This window comes from Sphingobacterium siyangense, assembly GCF_007830445.1.
Classification (GTDB): Bacteria; Bacteroidota; Bacteroidia; order Sphingobacteriales; family Sphingobacteriaceae; genus Sphingobacterium; species Sphingobacterium siyangense.
This window is the reverse complement of the sequence record NZ_VLKR01000040.1, coordinates 21,414-45,410: the sequence shown is the minus strand read 5'-3', so window position 1 is coordinate 45,410 and position 23,997 is coordinate 21,414. Positions and strand designations below refer to the sequence as shown.

At 37.6% G+C, this 23,997-nt stretch carries 27 protein-coding genes and 3 pseudogenes; 6 read left to right on the top strand and 24 right to left on the bottom strand.

The genetic code is table 11. The annotated features are described in order from the left end of the window. The 17 genes from IQ31_RS24155 to IQ31_RS24075 all read right to left on the bottom strand — a co-directional run bounded on the left by IQ31_RS24155 (position 1) and on the right by IQ31_RS24075 (position 11,822). Positions 1 to 672, bottom strand: a complete 672-nt coding sequence (locus tag IQ31_RS24155; RefSeq protein ID WP_145330669.1) for a hypothetical protein — start codon at positions 670 to 672, stop codon at positions 1 to 3. Beyond that, positions 669 to 1,325, bottom strand: coding sequence for a hypothetical protein (locus IQ31_RS24150; protein WP_145330667.1), 657 nt, complete (start codon positions 1,323 to 1,325; stop codon positions 669 to 671). The genes IQ31_RS24155 and IQ31_RS24150 overlap by 4 nt, the downstream gene beginning before the upstream one ends. A gap of 4 nt (positions 1,326 to 1,329) precedes the next feature. Beyond that, positions 1,330 to 1,992 (bottom strand): hypothetical protein, encoded by a 663-nt coding sequence (locus IQ31_RS24145; RefSeq protein ID WP_145330665.1) that lies wholly within the window; start codon positions 1,990 to 1,992, stop codon positions 1,330 to 1,332. Further along, the gene (locus IQ31_RS24140) at positions 1,989 to 4,472 is read right to left on the bottom strand and encodes a TraG family conjugative transposon ATPase (protein WP_145330663.1); all 2,484 of its coding nucleotides are present in this window, start codon (positions 4,470 to 4,472) and stop codon (positions 1,989 to 1,991) included. Before IQ31_RS24140 ends, IQ31_RS24145 begins: the two co-directional genes overlap by 4 nt. Next, entirely contained in the window at positions 4,444 to 4,755 is a 312-nt protein-coding gene (locus IQ31_RS24135) for a DUF4133 domain-containing protein (RefSeq protein ID WP_145330661.1), read from the bottom strand. Before IQ31_RS24135 ends, IQ31_RS24140 begins: the two co-directional genes overlap by 29 nt. Next, positions 4,752 to 5,060 (bottom strand): DUF4134 domain-containing protein, encoded by a 309-nt coding sequence (locus IQ31_RS24130; RefSeq protein WP_145330659.1) that lies wholly within the window; start codon positions 5,058 to 5,060, stop codon positions 4,752 to 4,754. Before IQ31_RS24130 ends, IQ31_RS24135 begins: the two co-directional genes overlap by 4 nt. A gap of 44 nt (positions 5,061 to 5,104) precedes the next feature. After that, complete coding sequence (locus IQ31_RS24125) at positions 5,105 to 5,410, bottom strand: DUF4134 family protein (protein ID WP_145330657.1); 306 nt, start codon at positions 5,408 to 5,410, stop codon at positions 5,105 to 5,107. Between the two features lie 7 nt (positions 5,411 to 5,417). Continuing rightward, on the bottom strand, positions 5,418 to 5,738 hold the full coding sequence (locus IQ31_RS24120; protein WP_145330655.1) for a hypothetical protein: 321 nt from the start codon (positions 5,736 to 5,738) through the stop codon (positions 5,418 to 5,420). Next, positions 5,735 to 6,064, bottom strand: coding sequence for a hypothetical protein (locus IQ31_RS24115; protein WP_145330653.1), 330 nt, complete (start codon positions 6,062 to 6,064; stop codon positions 5,735 to 5,737). Before IQ31_RS24115 ends, IQ31_RS24120 begins: the two co-directional genes overlap by 4 nt. Positions 6,065 to 6,069: 5 nt before the next feature. Continuing rightward, positions 6,070 to 6,696, bottom strand: coding sequence for a nucleotide-binding protein (locus tag IQ31_RS24110; RefSeq protein WP_145330650.1), 627 nt, complete (start codon positions 6,694 to 6,696; stop codon positions 6,070 to 6,072). A gap of 30 nt (positions 6,697 to 6,726) precedes the next feature. Then, entirely contained in the window at positions 6,727 to 7,899 is a 1,173-nt protein-coding gene (locus IQ31_RS24105) for a relaxase/mobilization nuclease domain-containing protein (RefSeq protein ID WP_145330648.1), read from the bottom strand. After that, positions 7,896 to 8,306 (bottom strand): plasmid mobilization protein, encoded by a 411-nt coding sequence (locus tag IQ31_RS24100; protein ID WP_145330646.1) that lies wholly within the window; start codon positions 8,304 to 8,306, stop codon positions 7,896 to 7,898. Before IQ31_RS24100 ends, IQ31_RS24105 begins: the two co-directional genes overlap by 4 nt. An 85-nt stretch (positions 8,307 to 8,391) precedes the next feature. After that, on the bottom strand, positions 8,392 to 8,643 hold the full coding sequence (locus tag IQ31_RS27750; protein ID WP_208734380.1) for a hypothetical protein: 252 nt from the start codon (positions 8,641 to 8,643) through the stop codon (positions 8,392 to 8,394). 558 nt (positions 8,644 to 9,201) lie between these two features. Then, on the bottom strand, positions 9,202 to 10,137 hold the full coding sequence (locus IQ31_RS24090; RefSeq protein WP_145330644.1) for a toprim domain-containing protein: 936 nt from the start codon (positions 10,135 to 10,137) through the stop codon (positions 9,202 to 9,204). Positions 10,138 to 10,151: 14 nt separating this feature from the next. Beyond that, on the bottom strand, positions 10,152 to 11,015 hold the full coding sequence (locus IQ31_RS24085; RefSeq protein WP_145330642.1) for a hypothetical protein: 864 nt from the start codon (positions 11,013 to 11,015) through the stop codon (positions 10,152 to 10,154). A 15-nt stretch (positions 11,016 to 11,030) separates the two neighbouring features. Beyond that, the gene (locus IQ31_RS24080; protein ID WP_145330640.1) at positions 11,031 to 11,306 is read right to left on the bottom strand and encodes a hypothetical protein; all 276 of its coding nucleotides are present in this window, start codon (positions 11,304 to 11,306) and stop codon (positions 11,031 to 11,033) included. A gap of 243 nt (positions 11,307 to 11,549) precedes the next feature. Next, a complete protein-coding gene (locus IQ31_RS24075; RefSeq protein ID WP_145330638.1) occupies positions 11,550 to 11,822 on the bottom strand; it encodes a hypothetical protein in 273 nt (90 codons plus the stop codon). Positions 11,823 to 12,299: 477 nt separating this feature from the next. Between IQ31_RS24075 and IQ31_RS28320 the strand changes: the two are divergent. The 3 genes and pseudogenes from IQ31_RS28320 (at position 12,300) to IQ31_RS24060 (ending at position 15,014) form a co-directional block, all read left to right on the top strand. Further along, positions 12,300 to 13,406: pseudogene (locus IQ31_RS28320) on the top strand (IS3 family transposase). Between the two features lie 296 nt (positions 13,407 to 13,702). Beyond that, positions 13,703 to 14,383 carry a hypothetical protein gene (locus IQ31_RS24065; RefSeq protein WP_145330636.1) on the top strand — a complete coding sequence of 227 codons (681 nt, stop codon included), beginning with the start codon at positions 13,703 to 13,705 and terminating at the stop codon, positions 14,381 to 14,383. 61 nt (positions 14,384 to 14,444) lie between these two features. Next, positions 14,445 to 15,014, top strand: coding sequence for a hypothetical protein (locus IQ31_RS24060; RefSeq protein WP_145330634.1), 570 nt, complete (start codon positions 14,445 to 14,447; stop codon positions 15,012 to 15,014). 16 nt (positions 15,015 to 15,030) lie between these two features. Here the strand turns inward: IQ31_RS24060 and IQ31_RS24055 are convergent. The 7 genes and pseudogenes from IQ31_RS24055 to IQ31_RS27460 all read right to left on the bottom strand — a co-directional run bounded on the left by IQ31_RS24055 (position 15,031) and on the right by IQ31_RS27460 (position 21,477). Continuing rightward, positions 15,031 to 16,125, bottom strand: a pseudogene (locus IQ31_RS24055) (IS256 family transposase). 247 nt (positions 16,126 to 16,372) lie between these two features. Continuing rightward, positions 16,373 to 16,964 (bottom strand): annotated as a pseudogene (locus IQ31_RS24050) (helix-turn-helix domain-containing protein); the annotation flags it as partial. Between the two features lie 124 nt (positions 16,965 to 17,088). Further along, positions 17,089 to 18,276: a hypothetical protein gene (locus tag IQ31_RS24045; RefSeq protein WP_145330632.1), complete on the bottom strand. Its 1,188-nt coding sequence runs from the start codon at positions 18,274 to 18,276 to the stop codon at positions 17,089 to 17,091. Between the two features lie 29 nt (positions 18,277 to 18,305). Beyond that, positions 18,306 to 19,163: a LytR/AlgR family response regulator transcription factor gene (locus IQ31_RS24040; RefSeq protein WP_145330630.1), complete on the bottom strand. Its 858-nt coding sequence runs from the start codon at positions 19,161 to 19,163 to the stop codon at positions 18,306 to 18,308. Then, a complete protein-coding gene (locus IQ31_RS24035) occupies positions 19,111 to 20,196 on the bottom strand; it encodes a LytS family sensor histidine kinase (protein WP_145330628.1) in 1,086 nt (361 codons plus the stop codon). The genes IQ31_RS24040 and IQ31_RS24035 overlap by 53 nt, the downstream gene beginning before the upstream one ends. Positions 20,197 to 20,308: 112 nt before the next feature. Beyond that, positions 20,309 to 20,974, bottom strand: a complete 666-nt coding sequence (locus IQ31_RS24030; RefSeq protein WP_145330626.1) for a hypothetical protein — start codon at positions 20,972 to 20,974, stop codon at positions 20,309 to 20,311. Between the two features lie 365 nt (positions 20,975 to 21,339). After that, positions 21,340 to 21,477: a hypothetical protein gene (locus IQ31_RS27460; RefSeq protein ID WP_158638967.1), complete on the bottom strand. Its 138-nt coding sequence runs from the start codon at positions 21,475 to 21,477 to the stop codon at positions 21,340 to 21,342. A 321-nt stretch (positions 21,478 to 21,798) separates the two neighbouring features. On the opposite strand from IQ31_RS27460, the gene IQ31_RS24025 reads away from it, so the two are divergent. From IQ31_RS24025 to IQ31_RS24015, 3 genes are all read left to right on the top strand, one after another. Beyond that, complete coding sequence (locus IQ31_RS24025) at positions 21,799 to 22,773, top strand: helix-turn-helix transcriptional regulator (RefSeq protein ID WP_145330624.1); 975 nt, start codon at positions 21,799 to 21,801, stop codon at positions 22,771 to 22,773. Between the two features lie 166 nt (positions 22,774 to 22,939). Then, positions 22,940 to 23,521 (top strand): MauE/DoxX family redox-associated membrane protein, encoded by a 582-nt coding sequence (locus IQ31_RS24020; protein ID WP_145330622.1) that lies wholly within the window; start codon positions 22,940 to 22,942, stop codon positions 23,519 to 23,521. 158 nt (positions 23,522 to 23,679) lie between these two features. After that, complete coding sequence (locus IQ31_RS24015; RefSeq protein ID WP_145330620.1) at positions 23,680 to 23,997, top strand: hypothetical protein; 318 nt, start codon at positions 23,680 to 23,682, stop codon at positions 23,995 to 23,997.

The following is a 23,997-nucleotide window of genomic DNA, read 5'->3' as shown; positions in this document are numbered from 1 at the left end:
TCAATGTTTAATGGCTTCATAGTTTCTTAAAATCTCGTTTGCTTTCTGGATATCCTTATTAATAAAATTTTTGAAGGGATTCACTGTTTTTAATAATCCATTTATTTTTGTCCAATAAACCGCCCGTTCCATACTGAAAAGGAGTGCCCGCATGACTTTCAGCTCTATAATGATCTTACGCATTAGAAAATCTCTTTTTTCATAATCCATTAAGACGTTTTTACCTTCCTTAAGGACAAAATCAGAAACTTCCGAAGCAAGGTTTATTCCCCTCACTTTTAGTTGTTTTGCCGTTCCCTCAGCTACTAAAAGCAGCCATGGTTCGTCTTTTGACATTGCTATTAAGCTATTGGACTGTTTATTGATTTCAGTAATAAGAGATGAAACCTGCATCACGGATCTTCCTGTTTTTAAAGCACTGTTGACTTCTGTTAAAGACCGATGGATAACCTGCTGAACAATAACCAGTGAAGTTATATTGAGGTTGATATTGTCCAGGTTCTGATTGATCTGTTTGAGCATGCTGTTGTGCGCCGATTCAGAAGCAAGCCTGACAGCTCCATTCTCATTTACTATTGCCAGATGTTTTGCATCCGAAATTATTGTCACATAACCTTGCCCATAAGAAAAATTAAAACAGAAGATAATCAGATAAAATAGATGATGTTTCATGGCTTATGTTCTAATTGTCTTAATATGTTTTCAACTATCCGCTTATCGGTATTTATATACTCCTTAAAGGGATTGAGACCGTCCAGTATTTTCTTCCTAGTTGTATAATATAAGTTCGAAGCCAATCCCCTTGATGCCCCTTCGATTTGGCGAAGTTCAGTGAGAATATGTCCATAAAGCAAGCGGCGGTCACTGGTTTTCATCTGGTTGAGATCTCCGATTGTTAAAAATAATCCGGTAAGGTATCTTCCCAATTGAAGTGACCTATTAACAATTTCCCGTTCAGTGTTTAACGCCAGTGGAATAAATTCGGGATGGTCAGATGCGATACTTATTATTCTGTTCTGGTGGGCAATAATCCGTTCAATAATTGGTTTGGATTCAATTCCTATACTCAGTCCCTGCAATGCTATTTGCAGGATACTGAACCGATCTTGAATCTCACGATATTTCTTTTTGAGTTTTGCTGTCGAGGAAGTATTTACTTGTTCATTTGTCGTGGTAAGCGCCTGGCGGTCACGAGCGTCTTTCTGCCGTTCATATTCCTCCTTACTATGTCCTACCAACTGGTGCAATAACTGCACATTCAGTTGGCAATTGGCTGTTTTGGATAAATAGAAAATACAGAAACAAAAGATAATTGTCCATTTCATCGCATTATTTCTTTACAAGTCTCGAATTTCGAATCACATCATCAGCTATCTTTTTATCCAAATTGATAAACTTGGCGTATGGATTCAAACTGTTCAATATTCCGCGCTGTTTTGCCCAATACATATTGCGATGTAGTCCATAAGCAACACCTCTGAGTATTGTCATCTCAGTAAGAATTCGATTCAACAACTTTGCACGCTCACCGGAATCCATCAGATTTTCCTTTCCATCCTTAAGCACGAAGGCACCAACTTCCGTAGCAAGGTTTGTCGCCCTGGTCTTAAATTCTCTTGCGCCTGCGTCTGCAAAAAGTAATAGTACGGGATTCCCCTTTGCCAGTATCATTGCTTTTTCAACATCCTCAATGATATCGACCGTTACACTAGCAATTTCTTTTATACTCAGTAGTGATCTGACAACGGACGAAACCTCAGAAAGACCTTTATAGATCTTATCCTGTAGATCGTTTGCAATCTGTAACTGTCCGGTTACCGCAAGCTGCCCCCGCTGGATAAGGGTGAGATTATCGTTAACATGATCCAATTGCCTGTTCATGACCGAGGCATGCGCGCCTGTCGCTGCGGCGACTGCCGGATCGGTATAGATCTGGGCTTTACTGAACAGGAATGGGGGAATCATGAGAATAAGTAGAATGAGCTTTTTCATTGTATCTTTGATATAAAATTCTGAACTCCTTTACTATTGACTTCCCGAACAAAATCATATAATGCCATTCCCGAATTATTCAGATCCCCAATAAAAGCGGTCAGGCCATCCTGAAAATTCCCTAAATAGTCGGCATACATCTTTACAGCATTCTTTTCGGGCTTTTCAGTCGTAAATGCCAAATATTGAGCAAGGGAAACCTCAATACCATAAACTTCTCCAACTGAGCCTCGCCTGATATAAACTTCCTTAAAGCGTGATCTGTCCTCTTTATTCTGCAACTTGTTTATGGTGAATATCTTCCGTCTTTCTACGTCTGTTATGGACAATAATTTTGCGATTTCATCATAATTGGACTGAAATTTAGACTGATCGAGTAAACAGATCGTATCGGAATTGGCCAGAATACTATTTTTGACAATTGGGTTGCCTAGAATGTCTCCCAGTTCTTGTGTAACCACCACAACTTCACCATAGAATTTCCGTACAGTTTTATACAGATAGAGGATGTATCCTGCCATTAATGGGCTTGCAATAGCCTTCCACGCTTCTTCAATTACCAAAGCTTTCCGCTGAAAAGTCCGGTTCCTCATCTTCTGGAGAAATAGGTCCATGATGACCAGGGTCACTATCGGGAAAAGTTGCTTCGACTCCTTGATATTGTCGATTTCGAAAACCACAAACCTTTCTTCAAACAGGGAAGCATCTGTATCCTTATTCAGTACCGTACCATATTCCTGACCGGTAAAAAATTTCTTCAGTACAAACCTGTACTCATCTAGGTCAAAGTTTAATGATTCCTTTTCAGCTATCTCCCTGATCTTGTCAACCGAATAAATATAGAAAGAATCGAAATTCAGTTTATCCGGCCGCTCCGGATTCTGCGGGCCTGAATCTAAATAGAAATAATCATAATAATAAGCCGAGATGACATTTGAGAGAAGGGTATCTTCCACTTGGGTCATTTTGCCATCAACTCCCTTCCAGAGTACTGCCAATAAGGTCTTTAAAAAATCCTTCTTTTCAAGATTGAACTCTTCGCGTGTCAACGCGAAAGGATTCATTGATATTGGATTTTCTTCGGTATAGGTCAAATAAGTTCCACCAAAAAAGTTGCACAGACCTTGGTAAGAGTCTCCTGTATCAACGATTACAATATCCATATTGTACCGATAATATTGTTCCAGAAGCGCATTCATGAAGAAAGATTTGCCTGATCCGGATGGACCCAATGCAAATTTCGAGCGGTTGGAAATACGGTTGGTACTTAGATCTGCCGGGTCAAAAGCAAGTGGTATCCCCTGTCGGTCCGTAAACCTGATCAGGAAATCAGTTTTCTCATTGCGGGGCAGCGATTCCTTAAAAAAATAACAGAGTGCAGCATCGGCCGGTGTAAGAAACCAGTCATAGACTTTGAGTTCCACGGCATTGCCAGGTAAAGTACATCTAAAAAGTTCAAGCTGATTATAAGCGTTCCGGTTAGGAATAATACCCTGCTGAAATAGGGAGGATTCAATAAAATTTGATGTTCTTTCCAAAAGTTCGGAATCACAGCATACCAGAATCGAGAAATGGGAATTAACAAGCAGCTGATTGTCTTTTGCCACGTCAGCCAATAAACTGTCAATATCCTCCACATAGAGCTGATTTGCGGGATCGGGCATATTGGAATGCCGTTTTCTTTTGAGCTCGAGCCTATTCAAGATGAACTGTTGAGCCGGTATCTCTACCACCTGACTAAAGATCATGACCTTATAATCTGGCACCCTGTGCAAAAAAAACAAGTTATCGACAGGAAAATCCTGCATACCATTTGTCTCGTTCCTTATTGCATATTCATTTATCGTATCCGGCAATTCCACTAAATCGGTATCTATTAAACTGATGCACTTAAAAGATTTTTTTCCTAAGTTTATCTGGTTTTCATCACAGTGATAATTGTTCAATACTGTTTCTGGCCGTTCAAAATTAAGGGACAGTATGCGGTATATAAGCCGGTTTATTTCAGCTTTACCAAGTTTGACAGGATTGGCTCCGGCCCCTTGCAGAACTTCGATAATCTTAACGACATCTCTAGTAAACTTGAAAAGTACCCTCTCATCATAAGTATAAAATGCCCCTTTTTTGACTTGCCGGGTGATGGTCAGATAACTTCTTATTTCGGTAAATTCCCGACCGTTAAAATGTTCCTGGTACTTCTCTTCCAAAAAATCTCCCGACGGGACCGGACGATATACTTTTCGTATAAAAATATCCTGTTTCTGGATAATATATCCTTCCCCTAATAATTTTATGATATTTGAAAGTACGTGATGAAACTCTGAATATTTTGTTTCGTCCGCATCATACTGAACAACCGGATTGGTAATACTCAGGATAATCGAATAATCTCCCTTATCTCCAAAAACGATTGAGAAGCCCATATATTCGTCAATACCGGCAAAAGGAAGATCAAATGAGTGTTTCGTCTGCTTTTTCATTTCTGAACAATGATTTGGATGGATGGATAAAAATTCCCCTGTGGTTGGTCTTATCATACAGACCTTTCTTCTGCTTACTTATGGTATAAACCATGCCTGCTGACATGAAGACAAGGATGCTCAGGCATCCAAATATCATATTGGTAAATGCACCGATCATACCGCCGCAAAGCATTCCCCCCATAATGGAGCCAACACCATAATAGATGAATTTCCCTTTAAAACCACGGTAAATAAGGGGCTTTTGGAGCCCCTTATAGAATTGATAATCTTTCTGGATCATACGCCGAAGAATGCTTTGATGACCACACTGACCAGAATGAGAAATAGGCAGGAACCACCCCACGACATCAGTTCCTTCGAGATGTCCTGATCGCCGCTGTTCCATTTGATATAAACCCTGATTCCTCCGATTAAACCGACCACGGCACCAATGCTCAAAATCAATGTCGATATGGGATCAACATAGGTGTTGAGAGAGGAGGTTGCTGCGTCGATTCCGACTGTTCCCCCTTGGGCGAAGGATCGTTCCGCAAATAGGCATATTGCGGATACCAAAACAAGTAATCTGCTTGCTTTTACTCTCATAAGAAATAGGAATTAAAAAAGTGAATGGAAAAAGATTTGGCGCTTTAGATTCCATAGAGCGCTTTTAGGGATGCGCTAAGTAAGGAGAGAAAGAGGCAGGAAAGGAACCAGGCCATCACCTGTGCATCAATGTGATGATCTTTTCCGCTCTGCCAATTGTAGAAAATCCGAACTCCGCCGACCAGACCACATATTGCTCCCAGAACCAGGGCGAAGTCGGAGAAATTAAAATACCAGCCCCTGATCTCAGAACTGACTTGCCTAAATTCGGACAGACCCGGCTGGGCGATAAGGCTATGGGCAAAAAAAAAGACGGCGAATGCCGTCCATATCGTTTTTCTTCTGTTCATTTAATGATTAATAAGCAATTGCCTTCGTGTATTCGATCAGGTCATTTTGGGCCAAAGAGAATAATTCTTTGATCGAAACTCCACCTGAGCTTTCTATCGGCCCGCTCGAAATAACTTCTACATTCTCGAAATTGTCTTCCTGTATTTCCTCATCCGGCAATTCAACCTGTACCGGGGAATAAAATTCAGGAAATGTGATTTCTCCTTTTTTGGCATTTTTAATTTTACTACCCGGATCCTTCAGGTAAAACAGATCATAAAGCAGATTCAGTCCATAATAACCTAAATAGACTGTCGAAAGATAAAGTACAAATTGAATCCAGTTCATAGTTCGAGATTTTTTAGTGTTTCTTTGATATGATTTGAAATTTGGGGATGTTTTTGGAGGAAGTATTGAAGGGAATAGGAAATGATCTTGTTCATGTCAATTCCCTGGGTAATCTTGAGCTGTTTGAGAAGAAATATGGTTTTATCGTCGAGCCTGATCAGCAGCTTTTCTTTTCCGATCAGCCTGTGGGCACGTATTTCCTCGACGATAGGATCTAATGCGTTTTTTGGGACAGGTTTCTTTTTAGGGACTGTTTTGCCTGTTCCTTCATTATTATCTCTCCGAATGGTTTCCCTCAGTTCATCCGCTAGTGTTTTAATATTCATGGGCATTAGTCACTTTTAAGAAAATGGTCATAGATATGGGAAAGCACCGGATAAGATACCGGACGGATCGTTTCGGGGGTATGAACGGTAGAGACCCTTTGAAAATCTATCCTGTCCGAAATCTCCGAAAGGACTGTTCCAAAATTCCGCAGGACCTTCTGGACCTGTTCTTTGGTTTCATATTTTACATTTGTCTTGATCCTGTTGGGGATAAAAAGAACCTGTGCCCGGCTGTTCAGTTTTTTGACGACCATTGAAAAGAGCACTGTTGAATCAACTGAAAATTCGTCATACGCAAATGGGCACAGAAAAAGGTCGGCAGAAGTGAAAATTGGAACGAGGCCATCATCATCCATCTTTCCGGGAAGATCAATTAAAATGATATCCTTTGGAGATTTTAGAAGTCTCTTCTTCATTAATGGAAAATCTTCAAGCGCGGCGGGAACAATTTCATAAAAAGGGTCATTTTCCAGTATTTTAGCTTTTTGCGATTTCGCAAATAAAGACTGTTGATAATCCATATCTAGAATGGTCAGGGGCTGACGTTTCTCTATTGCCAAAAAATTGGCGAGCAGAAGCGCAAGCGTACTTTTACCGCATCCTCCCTTCTGGTTTCCGATAAGTACAAGCATAATGTTAGAGTTTGGTCAATAATGTTTTTGCTAACGTGTATTGGTGCGGGATTTTCTTTTACGTCTCCGATTTCTTCCATGAATTGCCTCATCATCGACGTCATCCCGGATGTCGATCTGAAAATCAGGTACAGGAAAACTGCCATTTTCCGCTATGTCATCGAGGACATTTGAATTTTCAGTGCTAAATGATTTATTAGCCGGCGAGGTAAAACAATCTCCTTCGGAATCTTCCGACCTGACAGGTTTTAGCGTTTTATCACTATTATTTGCGGAGATAAATTCTGAAAGTGGCATCAGGTCACCACCCTTATATATGGACCTGCACGCATGGTCAATTACCGTATATCCATAAGGAGGTTTTCCGGATTTTCCATGAAAATGAATCTGAACACCAAATTTTGATTTGAGCAGTTCTGCCAGATCGGATGTGTAACCAACATCAAAATTTCTTTCCCTACCGGGATTTTCCTGATACAAAGTTTTCACAGATGGATCATGCGCCAATTTATAGCGGTGAAAAATTGCTCGAATCTGGGATAATCTATCAAGGTCTTTCTGAAACTGTCCGATTTTATTGTCAATAACATCCAGCGATACTTCACCAAGATTTTTACCGAATTTGGAAACCTGGTACTTTCCAGCGTTAATCGTAATACTGTAGCCCTGATTTTCCAAAATCATCATAAACTGTGCCCGTGTGGAAAAGCTGTATTGGAGGGCATTTTGTATAAATTTCGAAGCTTCGATTTTTTCGTCGTTTCCCATCACCCGGTTAAGGACCTCATAGGAACGAAGTTTCTCATAGCTATCGCTTATTTTTTTCCCGTCCCTGCCGACACGTGTTGAGACGATATGAATATGATTATTTTCAGTATCCTTGTGAAAAACCAATAGATAGGGTTGATTTTCATACCCCATTCCCTTTAGCCATTTCTCCGCAATTTCGGTTAATTCTTCCTTGCTGTGGCTTCTCCCTTTACATGAAATAGCTACGTGAAATTGCGGATTTTTTATTCTTTTGCTTGCGCTGGTCTGTAGTTCAAGGTAATTGATATAATCAGATGGGCGTAAATTGGTCATGGCACCGAGCGCACCAAAATTTGCAGCTTTTACCAGTTCACCTTTATCCTGCTGCATCTTGTTGGTATTATACCGGACACCTCCAAAATTTTTAGCTGAAGATAAGATTTTAACAATCATCGCTGCCCTTTGATTAATCGCATCAGATTTCTGAATTCCTGTTCAATCTGCCGCTGATATTTTATATAATCAGCAATCAGGGATGGAAACCGTGATAGTTCACCGGGTTCCAGTCGGCCCTGCAGTTTCAACGTATTGATATGCCGGGCCAGCTGATTGATATTATTCCCTGATCTTCCTAGCTCAGAACCAAGCGTGTCGAGCATCTGGAGTATGGTTTTAGAATCGACCAATATCTTGAACGAATGGGACAAAACCTTATTTCGGACAATCTCCGACCGGTTCAGACCCGTGGACTTTTCAAGAAAGAGGAACTGTGCCTTCTCGGCTTTTGTCAACCGAAGTTCGAACCTATAGATCCTATTATCCTTGGGTGATTCAGCTCTGGAAGCTTTTTTATTTCTCATAATGTTGTTGTTTTAGGTGCTTACGGATTCTATCGCCTTAAAAATCTCATAGGCCACCTGGGGACTATGGCATTTCCGTAGGCTCTCAAGCTTTGCTGCTGCAAGACAGAAAAGGAGATTCCATCCAGTTCACTGGAAATCCCATTAACTCCGCCAAAAAACGGGGGCTCACAAGGCCAATGTTCCCTCGAGGGAATTTTCTACCTAAAACTGGTCTTTGCTGGGCAGCACCTAATGGATTCTTTTCACAGGAAAAAACATTCTCCCATCCCATCCAGGAAGCAGCCAGATCAAAGCCACCTATTTCCGTAAATAGGCTGCCGTGTTTTTTTAACATGCTGTTGGGATTAGATGTAGAAAAATGGAGTTGCGACATTTTTCCTTCCCTGGTATGGATCAGCCCAGCGGGTAGATCTATTTCAGGGCAAGTTCGTTTTTGTGGGTACATGATTTGAGCAGCAAATCTGTACGTACAAAAACACAACTTGCTCAAAACAAAACAAAAAACTATTTGAGTGGAGTATCACTACGAAATCCATTCAAAACTTTGAATTGAATCAAGTCTTAGCGCTCTTCAGGAGTAAGCCGAGAATTAAAACAAAGATTGACGTTAGGGCAACCTATGATATACAAATATTTAATTTAGACAGACAAAATTTATATTCACTGAGGTACCCTGTCAAATATTGGAATATGCAGATATAGAGATTTACTGCTATTTTTATATTTCTATGTTCGTATAATGGTCTAGATACGTAAAGGGAGAAAGAATAGAACATATATTCAAATATTTAAATAATCGCTATCCGATATATTTTGAAGAACAAATAGCTAGCCGGCTGTAAATCCCGTTAGTCATATATACAGAAATATAAATATTTGCATATACAAACAGCTATCTATTTATGCGACTATAGCCGTTTCTCAATAAGTGCATTAACATTTCATTATAATCTTTAAAACCGGTATATACATTGGACCGATCATTGGCAAAAGGATAAGACTCTTTTATTAATGATGTACAATGTCTTCCGACTTCATCGTTATCTAGATAAAGATCGATCTTATTAAATTCACGCATGGCTTCAATAGCACGATTTACCAAAGAAACTGAGTTAAGAACAATTATGGTAGGTGTAATTTCTTTTTTTTTAAATTTCAGCCAGCTTAAAAAATCGAAATAACCTTCAAACAAGACTAGATAATCAGCCGCTCCACGAATTATGGAAATATCTTTATTACCGATACTTGCTTTAAAACCCTTAGGGCTTGAAATTTCCCAATGCCCTTTTTCATTCCTCCATCCAAGTGCATAAAATAATTGAGAAGGATTTTCAAAAGCTTTATTTCTATAATAAACTTCCCAAAGCAACCCCGGGGCAACAGATTCCACACCTCGGTTTTGTAGGTAACTGTATAGCACATAATTTCTGCCGAGCTGTTGACTATGGGAAAATTCTAGGATACTTTCAATCTCCTTATTCGTAGGCTTAAAAGAATCAAAAACCGGGATTTCAGCTTTTTGAAAATGGTCAAAGGTAAATTGAATCTTTTGCAAAACTTCGAAATAGGAATTATTCGGCCAGTATGCTCTTGCCAATTGCACTATTCCGCCTCCTTGAATTCCTGTTTGATTAGAACCACCATGATCCATCCATTTTCCTCCTTCATCCCATACAGCTAAGGATGGAGTATTTTTCCCTGTTTCCCTTAGCATATTGTGATAAAAAAATTCCCTGCCAGATTTTTTGACAGGGAAATAGCCCAACCTTCCAAGAAAATCAACAATTGAGCGGTCTTCGAGATCTTGACGCAAAATGTAATTAGACATTTAAACAAATTGATTTAGAGAGGTTGAATGATACAATTTTGTAGGGTGCTTTGTACTTGCAGTTTAGCGTCCTCATATCCTTCCCTTTTTTCATCAATATAGAAGGTTATATTTTTATATTTACTCACTCTTTTAATTGCCGCAGAAAGAAATTTCGGAGAGTTAAGTACTAAAATAGAAGAATAAAGTGCATATAATTTATCCCTATTTTTCAGATAATCTGTAAACTCTTGAAAGATGGTGATATTTCTAGTTGAAGCTTGAAAAATACTCATTCCTTTAGAACCAATGCAGGATTTAAAGTTTTTAGCGTAAACTTCCCAACCACCGTTTTCATTAGGCCATCCCGCCGCACAAAAATCTCTTCTTTTTCCTTTTTCATCCCTTACGTAATAATGTACCTCTACTAAATTTGAATCCGCTATTTCCCATAAGCCTGCTTCCTGAAGAAATGCAGAGACTTCGCTTGTGATACCTAATTGGCGGATACGCTCTATCTGATAATGCGGCAATTTTACTGGCCTTCTTTTCCTTCTCGATTTCTCATTCAAGGGAAACATGTAATGATATTCCTTTTTGTCAGAAAATGAACTTAGCTTTTCATGCAATGCATGAAGTTCCAAATTCGGCCAATAAAGTTTTCCAAAATCAATTATATTACCACCTTTTCCTATTGATTTATCAAACCATACATCTAATGCATGGTCCAACCTAAAGCTTTTTGGTTTTAAGCTGTTAGAGATAAAAATATTTGAATAAAAACTCTCCTTTTCATTTGATTCCAAGGGTTTAAATCCTAAATGATTCAATAATGATTTGATGGAAATAAATTCTTCTCCTGAATTTAATCCATCTGATACGACTGAATTTAATTTCATAGCTATATATGTCTTTTATAAAAACTTCATGGCTAATTTTGCCTTGTATAAGATTTCAATTTCGATTCTGTCGATACGCCATGCAGCAGAATGGTTACCGTCTTTCCTTGGAGTAATTAATCCTTGGACAATCCATTGTTCTACATTATTTCGCCCGAATCGTCTGAATGCTTCTGATTTTTTTAGATACGGTTTAATCTTTCCAACTTTTGTCAAAGCTTTAAGCGCTCCAAGCTCTGAGGCATCAGCTAAAAGCATTTGGAGTTGATGCGGTGTAAGTAAAATATTCATTGGTTAATGGTATGCTTGACAAGTAATTTGGATATCTGGATATTCCATATGAAATAAGTCAAGTGTTAAATTGGTCGGGACTACTCACGTCAATCTGTACAGATCGGGCCGTTTGCCTGCCTATGCGTTCTCGAAAAACAATTTTGAAAAATGTTTTTCTTCGCATAATTTCCTTTTTAGTAAGGATAATGCTTCATCCCCTAATGTCAAAGAACAAGAACGCCTACCTCACGGCACGCTTAATTACCTTTCTGCTACTTGCAGATAGGTAATTCGGTTATTGGAATCAGAGATAGATTCCAACTCCGCAGGGTCAAACAAAATCTGGGAAGTTTGAATTGATATAGGGCGTAGGATACCTTCAAGTATCCATCTATCAATGTTACACCGACCGTACAGGCGGTAAGCCTGGGTCTTATTGATAGATGTAGGCGCTGCAGCAGTTGCTAATAATGCTTTCGATGCACCATCTTCAGTTGCTTGCTTCATGTAAAAAAACAGTTCCCTTGTTTTCATAAATTCCCATGGGTTTATTGTCCCAATGGTTGCAAAGCACGAAAAATGATATAGATGGAAACAGTGAAAGGGGGTGAAAAGAACCCATTCACCCCCTGCGATAAAAATTAGCTTAGAGCCATTTAAGGCGATTTTATCGCCACTTAATGATTATTAGATTTCGTTGAAAAAATACTACGTTGGGAAAATTTAGCTGGTAATCAATGGCAATATTTAAAGAATGTTTATATTTAACATGGTGATTTATATTGGTCAATTTGCGGCTAATACTTCTTAAAATTTTTGCATTATGACTACGCAGACAACAGACCTATCTACATTGGTTATTGATCGTGAATTTTTAGACCGGTCATATAATTTGGGAACTAGGAAGTGTAAAGTGAACTATGTCACATGTTAATTAATGTAGGCTTGTAAGTGTCCCAAAAAATCAAACAGCTTAAAAGTGGACATAAATGTTTAGATTTAAGTAATAGAATGAAAAAAACACGTTTTACAGAAAGCCAGATTGTTCGAGCACTCAAAGAGGGCGAGGAAGGCAGAAAGACCGAAGACATCTGCCGTAAGCTGGAAATTAGCAAGGCCACATTTTATAACTGGAAGAGCCGTTACGGAGGCATGGAAGCCTCAGATGTCAAACGCCTAAAGGAACTTGAGGAAGAAAATGCACGTTTGAAAAAGATGTTTGCCGAACTGAGTATGAACCATGATATCCTAAAAGAAGTCATCTCAAAAAAAGGTTGGGGCTCCGGCAGCAAAAACAGTTAACCCAGGAAATTGTACTAGATCACGGTTTGAGTGTCACCGGAGCCTTCAAATTGACAGGCATGTGTCGTTCACAATATTACTATGTTAGTAAGAAAGATGACAGTGCAGTCATATTTGCATTAGATGATCTGTCCACCAAACATCCTGTATATGGATTCCGAAAACTTTACGCTTATCTGCGCAGAGCGGGGAAGCCCTGGAATCACAAAAAAGTTTATCGGGTGTATAAGCTATTAAATATGAACAAGAAGCGGTGTGGCAAACGTCGGCTACCTGCTCGGGAGAAACAGCCTCTGGAACAACAGGTCAGCATTAATCAAAAATGGAGCATGGACTTTATGAGCAATAGCTTGGCCAGCGGAAACAGGTTTAGAACCTTTAATGTGATGGATGACTGTTCCCGTGAGATATTGTGTATCGAAATAGCTACTTCAATTTCTTCTTTGCGGGTAACTCGGACACTTGAACAAATCATAGACTGGCGGGGCAAACCGCTCTATCTACGCGTAGATAATAGTCCTGAATTCACCAGTCATCATTTTGAGCTCTGGTGTAAAGACCAAGGCATCGCTATTCAATTTATCCAGCCCAGTTAGCCTATGCAGAACGGGTACATCGAACGGTTCAACCGAAGTTATCGCAAAGAAATTTTGGATGCTTATTTATTTTTCAACTTGTCAGAAATAAGAGAACATACCCAGACATGGATGGATGAATACAATAACAACAGCTCCCATGAGTCTTGGGAATCTTACACCAACGGAATTATCAAAAAATATTAGACACAAACAACAAATAAATCAATTAGTAACGTAAATTAGAAAAGTCCAATCCCAGCTGTCGGAAAAATGGGGTACTTACAGCATAGGTTACTAGATTATTTGTGATACAAAAGATTGTTTACCTTCTCTCGAAAAGAATAGAGGTAAATATAGAAATACTTTTTATCCGCTAAGCCAAGTATTAAAAAAAGCAAAAGAAAATGGCGGGTGGGGGTTGTTAAGAAACTATGCCGGAGAAGATGAATACATAATGAAAATAGATTACTCGATTATGCATTTGGTTAAATATATCGACCATAATTTTTAATAATAATATCAAAAACGACCAATATGAGTGATTACTTTACTGAAATGAACATAGCTCTTAAAGAAGTTACTGATGAGTATGGAATTATGAATTTGATTTCGATACAAAAATTCTATGAAGATAGTTATTGGGAAAGATTGGCAAGCCTTAGCTTTTTTAATAAACTATATGATGAATACCGATATCACTTTTTATATGAAATCCAAGGTCTCAGCAGTCAAATACACTTCGGAATAGCAAGTAGTATTTTATTTAGGGATAAAATAAGTATTAAAACAGGAAGTCCGAATGTTTATAATCACAGGTATACCTTTATGATAGAATCTACAATTCATTGTATTTATTCTTTTTGGAACCGTGTTGGTTTAGTGCTTAATACCTACTTAAAAAATCCTAAAGAATTAAAGAAAACTTATTTTGCCACTGTTGTTCCTCAACTTTTAATTGATCATCCTGCGTTAAAAGAAGACAAATTTTATAAATGGATTTGTAAAGTGAAAATCGATATAGAAAAATTGGAACGTAATGAGTTTGCCCATAACAATTCTCTAATAATGCAGAACTTTCTTCCTAAAAATAATGGAAGAGAAAACTTTAAAGAACTTTTGAAGATGCCTAATTTATTGTTAATCCATAACAAAATAATTGTTGAGGAAATTTATAATTTAGTCGAACTTGTAGAAAAGCTCGAAACACTCATATAGGTAAGGAAGCAATCTTTACGGAGTAAAATCTAAGATCTAATATAAATAGACGATGATTCAAATGGAAAATAAAGGTCTTATAGAAGATTATCTTTTTTGGATGTTTAAAGTTACTTACGAAATCGAAATGCATATAAATGCTATTGTTGCTTTAGACAGAGTATTTTCGAAATTACAAAGGTTCTCTCAACAATCAGCAGATATGATATTTTATCATAATCAATTAGCATTAATACAATCAGCATACTTATTAAAAAGTAAACCAAAAAGAGATGAAAAACACTCGATATTTACTTTAAGAGGGTTTTTGTACGGGCAAGGAGTAAAAATCAACGTTGACCCCTTAAAGAAAGTCATGAACGATATTGATTTATTTTATACGAAAAATGAAATAGATATATCCAAAATAATTAGGAAGCGTGATGGTGAAGCTCATCAATTTAAATTGTCGCATCAAATGAAAATTAATAATGAAAACTATGTTAGTCTTAATAGGAATGTAGAATTGATTTATATAGCAAGAGAAATATTAACGGATATTCACTACATTTTGTTCGAAAGAGATTTTCCCAACGAATTAAAATATGATGTGAACATTTATGATAAAATCTACAAAAATGGTCTTCTATAATCTCAAAAAACGATAGTTATGAAATATATACGGCATCATCGCTGGGAAATGACAGTTTATTCTTTGTGTATTTGCGGATCTTCCCATTCATGTTTTCGATGATATTGGTCGTATAGATTATTCTTCGGATCTCAAGTGGAAAGCCGTAAAAGACGGTCAGTTCGTCCCAGTTTTCCCTCCATGATCGTATGGCATAAGGATATTTGGATTCCTATTTATTAGCAAAATCAGTCAGTGCAGCTTCTGCTGCCTGTTTATTGGGAGCATCATAGATAGGCGTCATGTCCGCTGTAAATGCCTTTTTATCCTTCCATACAACATATCTACAAGCATTTCTGATCTGATGGACAACACAGACCTGAGTACTACACTCAGGAAACACACTTCGTATAGTAGCGGAGAAACCATTAAGGTTATCGGTCGCTGTAATTAGCATATCCTCTACTCCCCGGGATTTTAGGTCTGTCAGGATTCCCATCCAAAAACTGGCACTTTCATTCTTGCCCAGCCACATGCCAAGAACTTCTTTATAGCCATCCCGGTTTAGGCCCACAGCAAGATAAATGGTTTTATTGACCACTTTGGAGTTCTCCCTGACCTTAAAAACAATGCCATCCATCCATACAATCAGATAGACGTTGTCCAGCGGGCGGTTTTGCCAGGCGATCACATCACCCGCCACACGGTCGGTAATCCGGGAAATCGTCGATTCAGAAAGGTCAAATCCATACACATCGCGCATCATATTTTCTATATCCGAAACACTCATGCCTTTGGCATATAGCGAAACGATCACGTCCTCAACTCCGTCAATCATGTTCTTGCGTTTGGGAACGATGATCGGATTGAATGTACCATCGCGATCTCGGGGAACCTGAATCTCCAGATCTCCCTGATCCCCACGAACCTTTTTGCTCGTATGTCCGTTGCGGGAATTGCCCTGACCGCTGCGCTCATGCTTTTCATAGCCAAGATGGCCGTCCATTTCTCCTTCAAGCATTTGCGATACTGCCCGTGCCTGTAACTCGCGGAAAAACGATTGCAGCTCTAAACCGTCCTTAAAACTCTTTAAGAACTCCTTGTCGTTTAATAGTGACTCCTTGTCAATCATACTCTTATAAAGTTAATAAATAAAAAATGCGAAGTCCTTTTAAACTCCGCATTTCTATAACTTACACACTTTATGAGACAGTGTCTCAGATTGCCTATTCGAATATAATGATGTTTCTCCAAAATCTAAAGATGTGACTTGTTGCTTATTCTCCTGTATTGGATAAGTAACAAGCTGATCTTCTTTTAGTGTCTCCAGCATCTTTTGCTTTGCCAAATGAATTGTATCGTCAAAGGTCTGCATTTGTAAAAGCGACTTTGGAATCGGTATCTATGAAAGTTTGCTGATATATATATATGTCCGACTCCTTTAATATTCCCAACATAATAAGTGTCTTGAGCTCCTAAATATCCAGGATGATACGTTTCTATTTCGCCGTGTGCCTTTTTTTCTTCTTTAGCTTTCTCCAGTGCGATAAGCTGGGCTTCCGTCAAAACAATACCTTCCTGTCCCGATTTTGCTTCTAACGCCTTTAAATGAAGCTTAAAAGTTTGCAAATCATGGCGCATCCATATGCTCCGAACTCCTCCAGGTGAGATCAATATCCCTTGCTTTTTTAACTCATTAGATACCCGTAATTGGCCTAAAGCAGGTTGGTCTATAGCCAAATCCACAACAGCTTTTTCGATATGTTCTTCTACTCGGTTCTTTAACACTGGCTTTCTTCTGGAAAGTTCCTGAAGTGCAAGTTCGCCTCCTTGATCATACAATTCTTTGAATCTATAAAACTTGTCTCTGGAATAGCCCATTACTTTACAGGCTCTTGATACATTCCCTAAATTCTGGGCAAGTTCTAAAACACCCAGTTTGTTCTTGATGATGTTTTCTTGTGTTGTCATAACTATAATCTATTTTACAGTTGTTAATTTATTGCAACTGTCAGATTAAGTCTTGACTACTACACTTTAACCCACTAACGCAGTACACGTTACACTCCCATTGGATGAATTTGATGAAAAAGATCTATGAATCTTTAAAATTTGAAGTATTATAATGTTCATTTAACCAGTTCACCATGCCTATTAATTGACTTTTCATTTTTTTTGCCGTGGCAAATTCCACATCCGAAGATTTTTTCTGCAAACTTTCCGCAGAAATAAAACTGGTGTGGGGCGTTCTGAAATGCTTTGCATAATAATTGAAGGTTTTACCAATATCTTCACGAGGAATAATTCCCTGTTCCATAAACAGCCTTATAAAAAGCCCCATTTGTGGAACAGAAAGATTTACCATAGCTTTCTCATTATCTTGCCATAATTTTGAATCCAAAATTTCATTTCTTCTCAATTCCAGTCTTTCCTTCAGACTCTCTTTCTTTTCTTTATACAAAGTTTTCAGTTGTTGGCGGATGGATTCATCTTCAAAAGTAAGTCGAACAAAACGTTTCTGCGGAATAACATTTAATCGCTCTTCCAAACTTATTATGTTTTCCATTTGACTATGTAGACTCGTATTTTCAACGGTTTCATTTAAGCATTTTTTTGCACAATAATTAAAGAACTTAGGAGTATTAAAATCATATTGAATTAGTATATCTTCCATCTTTTCCGTGGAAAGATCATCCAAATTTAAAAATTCTCCCAAAATCATCAGCGCATATTTTAGTTCACCTCTTTTAATTTCTTTCTTATCTATAACATTTCGGAGCGCTGCTAACAAAAGTTTGACCAGGTCATGATTGATGGAAAAGCTATATATCCTGGATTTCAAAATATCCAGATTTTTCTTAAACAAGTCTTTGCCTACAAAGGACGAGTATTTTGTCAAAGGTAGATTTCGGAGTAATTTCTCATTTAGATTTTCACAATCATCTAATAACGACTCTATAACAGATAACAGCTGAAGATAATTTCTTCTTAAAAAACTACTTTTTTCAATGGTTATTTTCGATTTTGTAATATTAATTAGATGCCCATAAATCTTATTGCTCGTCAAAATAAGCTGAGATAGCGCGATTCTAGCTTTTTTTGCTGACGTGCCCATTATCTCTGTAAAGCTTGACAGAAAATAAATCATATTTGCTTTTAGAAATTCTAAAAACTCCGTCACAGAAGAACAAAAATGGTTTGAATACGCCAAAGGACAAAATACCTCTTCAATTTTATACAACCATTTACTTGTGGACCAATTGGAATATCTTGTCGTATTCAAAACAATTCGTTTAAAATAGTGCCACCCCTTTAAACAATTTCTAGATTAGATTCATGATCATCTCTGGCTTTTAGCCTTACTTCCCCAGATGTATTGAGGTTACCTGTAATTACATTATCTTCGATCCACTTGTCAAAATACTTGTATTTGCCTTTTTCACCCCTATTAAGTTCTATTTCCGAGAGGTAGACGTGTTTCGCAGTGATTCCGGTAACATGATTAAGAGAAACCGCAAAACTACGGTGTATCTGCGCAAACTTAGATTTTGGTAATCTCGTCAGGATATCTCCAAATGATTCATTAACCTCAATAAATGTCTTACCATCGAGCCATATCCAGCTTTGTTCGTTTTTAGCTTCAATACAGATTATATCGCCATAGTCTAACCTTTGTCGCTCTTTACCTCTTCGTCCATAGAAAAAACAATTATTCTTTTCATCTAGGTCATTGAGTCCAAGCCCCATAAGTTTTGTTTTGACATTTTTAATCGCTCTCCAGTAACGGTCCATTTCAAATGGTTTTAAAAAATAATCGGCCACTCCATAAAGAAACATTTTATCACCAACATTCCCATTCGTACTGCATACAACAACCTGCATATTAGCAATACCGGGATTACTAAGCTTCAAATCTTCCAGTTGGGGTAAAATATCAAGACCACTGATAACCGGCATTTCGATATCTAGAAATAATACATCGAGTTTAAGCGTCCTTAAAGCCATCAATGCTTCTTTAGGGTTAGTTGATGAAAATACACATTCAAAGTTAACCGTTAGATCAACATATTCTTTAAGCTCCTCTACCATTTCCGGATCATCATCCAAAATGCCTACTCTAATCTTCCTGACTCTCTTCTCCTGTCTTAATAATCTCTTTATCGTTTCCATTATTATAATGTATTTTAATATTTAGGTTAAACATTCCATCGACTAATTCTTCCGTTAAAGAAAAATCATCGTTATATTCCAAACGTAATAACTTCCTTAGCTGTCCCAATCCAGTCCCTCCTTCCTTATATATCCAAGCCGAAACAGGAGCTATTTTATTTCTACAATAAATCAAAAGCTTATTCTCAAATGCTGAGACAGACATAATAGCGGTACAGGTACTATCGTGAAAATCACCGTGCTTAACCATATTTTTATACAAGCTCAATAACATCATTGGTATAACTGGTGTGGAATAATCTTCAATATCCAATTGAAGTTTTATATGCTTTTCGTTATATAGATGCATGATTAATCGTAAATATTTTATCTCATCTTCGAGACTACCTAAGAAGCTCTTTCTAAAATTTAACTTTCGGACTGCATATCCTTCGATCTTTAGTAAGGCATCGACCCTGGTAATAGTTGATGGTGCTTTCCTTGTCAGTCTTATAAAACTTTGGGTTAGGTTACCTATGAAATGCGCAATCCAATCTTGGAAGACTTGACTTTTTAAAGCGACTTGAGAATCTAAACGGACCAATCCCAAATGTGTAAAAACTTCTACAGATAGATTAAAGAGAATTTCAACTATCAAAATAAAAGCGCCTTTGATCGCAAAAGTGAAATAGAAGGTTAAAATATCTATACCAAAATCAATGAACTTAAAATATTGCGGATTTTTGAGTATCTTTCTACTGATTTCTGTCGGAAATTGATATAATGTGAGATAGGCTACGACTGCGGCCGATAAAAAATAAAGCAGTGCTTTAATAATTGTAATAAACTCTATTTTCCTAAATAACAAACTACGTAGCCAGCTTCTATTTGTGTAACTGATCCATAATATGATCGGCGTAACACCGATTATAACGTATATATGCTCCCAGCCAAACTTATAAATGTTCACTGCGGTCAACCAGGATAAATAAAGCATCCAAAACGCAATATGTATACGCCTTGACAAAGGTTTAAGAAGGTTCTGCTTTATCATGACAAGTTTAGGTAAAAAATAAAATCTCCATTAATTTTAACAACTATAAAATTAACAAACGAAATTTATTATAAATACTACGAGATCTTTACACTATATCAATAAAACATGTTTAATGGAGAAAAAATAGCCCCCAAATTTTTTTAGATACATTATCATAGTCGCGTTGATTGATCAAGACTGATCTACCTGTTGTGATATCAAAAAGCATCTTCCTATTCTGTATAAACAAGGGCAGCCAGATTCCTGGACTATTATGTTTTTTCTGTTCAGATACTATGCTTTTTTCTAAGATAGCGGGTAGATATTCCCATTGAATAAGCTCTTCAGTTGCTAAAGAATGGATAAGACCCAAAATGTGCTGAAGGACATTTTGATAATCAGTTTTATGCTTGACCACTTTATTTTGCTTATACCTAATATTGATCTTTTCATCCAAAACGGTAAGCATCAATGTTGTAATCGGCGTATTGGTCCAATGGCTTAAAGCCGCGACTCCTTCCCTTAAATTGACAGTAGATCCATAAAGTTTGACAGATTGCCATCCTTTCGCATTTTCATTATTTCCAAGTTGACCGTCAATAAAAATTACAACCTGATAACCTTTCAAAATTGCGTCCTTTAATCTCAATAAAGGATTTCCAACATCAGATTTTATAAACAATATTTCACTTTCGTCAGCTTCCCTACCGAACGAAAGTTGATATTGTTTTTTATAAATATTCATTTGCTCTTCAAATACATCCGAACGAAGCAAGATTGCGACTTTATATTCCATATTTATCAGCGCTCTTACAATAATTGCATACGGTCCTATATGCAAACAAGCCCAAATACGAACTTCCCTATCTTTAAATGGCCATTTATTTAAAAGATCATTTAATAGATCTGTGTCATTTTGAAAGCGAGATTGTTGTGACCATTCAAGATAGGCCTTTTGTAATTTTATAATTGAATCATAATTATCAATGAGTTGCCATTGGTATAGTAGTGATACACATTTTAAACTTTTATACCAAATTTCAGAGCGAAAACATAATTCCATATGGGGTGGTTTTAAAGTTTTACTAAGACTTTTGTTAATGAATCCATTTTTTTAATCAAATAAATGCAAAAAAGGGTGTCCGGATCACCCTTAGTATTTTACAGATAGTATAGACTACATTTTTCTTCTGCAGAATCGATCATGAACTTTATTGTCTCCAAATTGGAAAATGTGTAGAGCGCCTGGTCCGCCAATCGCTGCATATCATTAAAAAGCTGTTCCATTATCTTTATCATCTTTTTTTTGTTCCACAATAGCACCAAACTTGCCTTGTTTGGTCACTTGCTTTGGGGCCCTAAAGCATGTGATCACGGAACTAATTTGAAAGAAAAAGAAGACAATTGATTCATTTTTGAACACATAGGTTCAGCCAACCTGTGAACCAATAATTATGTTATCTTAAAAAATTCACCGTGCCTAAAAACCGTTTTACCGGCTCATATAACCTATCCACAATTATTTTTGGCCATAAAAATTATTTTTAGTACACTCACAACCTTAATTGAATAATCAGTAAATCAGAGCGTTAGCCAACAACCTCGTTAAATTATAATTATATGGAAAGAAGCTATGATTTCACTTTACCACAAGATTACAAACTTGTTGATTCGCTAACTCAAACAGTAACCTACCCTATCCGAAATGCCCAAGTGCGGAATTGGGCATTGAGGAATAACTGTATTTGTGAGCAAACATTTGACGGTCGCTATGGCTATCTCTATTATTACGAATTTTGGATAGACGATGAAGAAACGATTCCAATATTTACCGAATTTGGTGATTTACATCTTAGCTATACGCTACTTAGTGATATTCCTTTAAAACAAATGCATCATGGGCAAGATTTCGTCATGGACTTTGTAGAAGAACGTGGTGCTTATCTTTATTTTGCTAAAGGAGAATATTCATTGAAAGTCCCAAAAGGCCATCATATTGTCGTTGGTTTCATTTTGGATGCAGGTTTATTTAGACCACCGGCTAATCGTAATTTTGACTTTTTACAGCATTTAGTGACTGCTAAAAAAGAACAATCATCAAAGTCAGCAAAGAGTATTACATTCAGAGTGGGCGATATTACGAAAAAACAGCTGTGTCTTCTTTTCAGCAAGCTTAATCCTAATATTCTTGACAATGAACATATGCTATTAAAACATTTGATTTTCCTGATACAACTTAGCCGTTTTAAAGTATTAAAAGAAAAACAAACAAATTTAAGTCGGATTGATCAGGCCCGCTACTTATTAGAAATTAACATTTTGCATCAGGGTGCTAAAGCAAAACTATCAGATATTGCCCATATCCTATCTGTCAGCAGGAACTATCTCAACAAAGAGCATAAAAAAAATTATGGGTGTACATTTCACGATTACCGCCACCAAATTCTTTTGGAACATATCGCTACTGTTATTGCGGGAAATGAAAAACTAGCCACAACTGCTGAAGAATGTGGTTTTAGCACCGTTTCAGAAATGAATAATTTTATAAAAAAAAGGACGAATCTCACAGCGCTCAATTTCAAATTACAACAATAGTCTTTTCATTTCGAAGACTCAAATCATCAAATCCATTATTCTGATCAATAATTTGATCACCAGTCACTTTTCTACCAATCTATAGTACCCTTTCTCCCTAACGATCAGCTCTGTTTTGCAGTAATTTAGCATTGTAGAATTTAATAAGCGATCAACAATAACGGCGATGAAACAAAGCGGAAAATATATACAGTATGATGAGTGTGCCGTACCGGATACAGGTCAAGGCGTAAGGGCACGCGATTGGTTGAGGCGCAAATTCACTGGGGTGCTTTCGTCTATCAGGAAGCATCCCCAGGAATTTATCTTGCAGGTATTAACTTTTGCTTTGCTCTGTCTGTGGATCTATGTCGGATCGAAGAAGGTATTCACCTACGCCGAATTCCGTGCAGCCATGATCAGGCAACCTTTTGCAGATCAGTATGGGATTATGCTGTCATATATCCTGCCAGCTGTAGAATTAGCGACAGGCATCCTATTTATTTTTGAAGGCACAAAAAGAGTGGGATTTTGGATTACACTCTTGCTGATGCTTGTTTTTTCAGGCTATGTGATCCTGGCCCTGCGCGATACCTGGGGCAGCATTCCCTGCGATTGTATACTCGAGTTTCCGATCAGCTGGAAAGCACACCTTTGGGTCAATGGACTAATCACGATAGCATGTATCGCAGGTTTATTGATTGATTGGAATACAAGAAAGCCCAGTATAACGAAACGAAACGGCATATTAGGTTCATCAAGAAATTAGCACCAATTGCCACAGCGGAAGCTGAGCCCAAGGCTGGCTCGGCAGAAGGGCTCGTCTGCCAAAAGACATAGGTCTTCTCGTCCTACATCGGCCTAATTTCCTATCAAAAAGGGAAAACTAATACAATTTTTAAACACTAAAGATTATATGCTATGCATATGAAAAAAATTAAAATTAATGTAATGGCCTTAGTAGCTTTGGCCGTTGCAGGAGTAACTGGGGCAACATTGACCTCAGCAGGAGTTGCAAAAAGCAATACTCAAAGTCAAACGTACTATTACAACAGTACAGAAACAAATGAAGGCGAATTTGCTCAACCGAGCAATTGGAGCACCTCAGACTCTTCAAATGAGTGTCAATCTGATGGCGATCGTCCTTGTCACATCGAAGTACCAACGGGGCAAACGATCAATCAGGTGCTTGCCAACAAATCAAACGATGAAGTACTTGAAATGAGTACCGATCGTAAACCTTAA

Excerpts from the sequence above, each read along its gene's own strand:
- IQ31_RS24155 (WP_145330669.1), bottom strand. The coding sequence starts at position 672 with ATGAAACATCATCTATTTTATCTGATTATCTTCTGTTTTAATTTTTCT.
- IQ31_RS24150 (WP_145330667.1), bottom strand. The coding sequence starts at position 1,325 with ATGAAATGGACAATTATCTTTTGTTTCTGTATTTTCTATTTATCCAAA.
- IQ31_RS24145 (WP_145330665.1), bottom strand. The coding sequence starts at position 1,992 with ATGAAAAAGCTCATTCTACTTATTCTCATGATTCCCCCATTCCTGTTC.
- IQ31_RS24140 (WP_145330663.1), bottom strand. The coding sequence starts at position 4,472 with ATGAAAAAGCAGACGAAACACTCATTTGATCTTCCTTTTGCCGGTATT.
- IQ31_RS24135 (WP_145330661.1), bottom strand. The coding sequence starts at position 4,755 with ATGATCCAGAAAGATTATCAATTCTATAAGGGGCTCCAAAAGCCCCTT.
- IQ31_RS24130 (WP_145330659.1), bottom strand. The coding sequence starts at position 5,060 with ATGAGAGTAAAAGCAAGCAGATTACTTGTTTTGGTATCCGCAATATGC.
- IQ31_RS24125 (WP_145330657.1), bottom strand. The coding sequence starts at position 5,410 with ATGAACAGAAGAAAAACGATATGGACGGCATTCGCCGTCTTTTTTTTT.
- IQ31_RS24120 (WP_145330655.1), bottom strand. The coding sequence starts at position 5,738 with ATGAACTGGATTCAATTTGTACTTTATCTTTCGACAGTCTATTTAGGT.
- IQ31_RS24115 (WP_145330653.1), bottom strand. The coding sequence starts at position 6,064 with ATGAATATTAAAACACTAGCGGATGAACTGAGGGAAACCATTCGGAGA.
- IQ31_RS24110 (WP_145330650.1), bottom strand. The coding sequence starts at position 6,696 with ATGCTTGTACTTATCGGAAACCAGAAGGGAGGATGCGGTAAAAGTACG.
- IQ31_RS24105 (WP_145330648.1), bottom strand. The coding sequence starts at position 7,899 with ATGATTGTTAAAATCTTATCTTCAGCTAAAAATTTTGGAGGTGTCCGG.
- IQ31_RS24100 (WP_145330646.1), bottom strand. The coding sequence starts at position 8,306 with ATGAGAAATAAAAAAGCTTCCAGAGCTGAATCACCCAAGGATAATAGG.
- IQ31_RS27750 (WP_208734380.1), bottom strand. The coding sequence starts at position 8,643 with ATGTTAAAAAAACACGGCAGCCTATTTACGGAAATAGGTGGCTTTGAT.
- IQ31_RS24090 (WP_145330644.1), bottom strand. The coding sequence starts at position 10,137 with ATGTCTAATTACATTTTGCGTCAAGATCTCGAAGACCGCTCAATTGTT.
- IQ31_RS24085 (WP_145330642.1), bottom strand. The coding sequence starts at position 11,015 with ATGAAATTAAATTCAGTCGTATCAGATGGATTAAATTCAGGAGAAGAA.
- IQ31_RS24080 (WP_145330640.1), bottom strand. The coding sequence starts at position 11,306 with ATGAATATTTTACTTACACCGCATCAACTCCAAATGCTTTTAGCTGAT.
- IQ31_RS24075 (WP_145330638.1), bottom strand. The coding sequence starts at position 11,822 with ATGAAAACAAGGGAACTGTTTTTTTACATGAAGCAAGCAACTGAAGAT.
- IQ31_RS24065 (WP_145330636.1), top strand. The coding sequence starts at position 13,703 with ATGAGTGATTACTTTACTGAAATGAACATAGCTCTTAAAGAAGTTACT.
- IQ31_RS24060 (WP_145330634.1), top strand. The coding sequence starts at position 14,445 with ATGGAAAATAAAGGTCTTATAGAAGATTATCTTTTTTGGATGTTTAAA.
- IQ31_RS24040 (WP_145330630.1), bottom strand. The coding sequence starts at position 19,163 with ATGGAAACGATAAAGAGATTATTAAGACAGGAGAAGAGAGTCAGGAAG.
- IQ31_RS24035 (WP_145330628.1), bottom strand. The coding sequence starts at position 20,196 with ATGATAAAGCAGAACCTTCTTAAACCTTTGTCAAGGCGTATACATATT.
- IQ31_RS24030 (WP_145330626.1), bottom strand. The coding sequence starts at position 20,974 with ATGGAATATAAAGTCGCAATCTTGCTTCGTTCGGATGTATTTGAAGAG.
- IQ31_RS27460 (WP_158638967.1), bottom strand. The coding sequence starts at position 21,477 with ATGATAAAGATAATGGAACAGCTTTTTAATGATATGCAGCGATTGGCG.
- IQ31_RS24025 (WP_145330624.1), top strand. The coding sequence starts at position 21,799 with ATGGAAAGAAGCTATGATTTCACTTTACCACAAGATTACAAACTTGTT.
- IQ31_RS24020 (WP_145330622.1), top strand. The coding sequence starts at position 22,940 with ATGAAACAAAGCGGAAAATATATACAGTATGATGAGTGTGCCGTACCG.
- IQ31_RS24015 (WP_145330620.1), top strand. The coding sequence starts at position 23,680 with ATGAAAAAAATTAAAATTAATGTAATGGCCTTAGTAGCTTTGGCCGTT.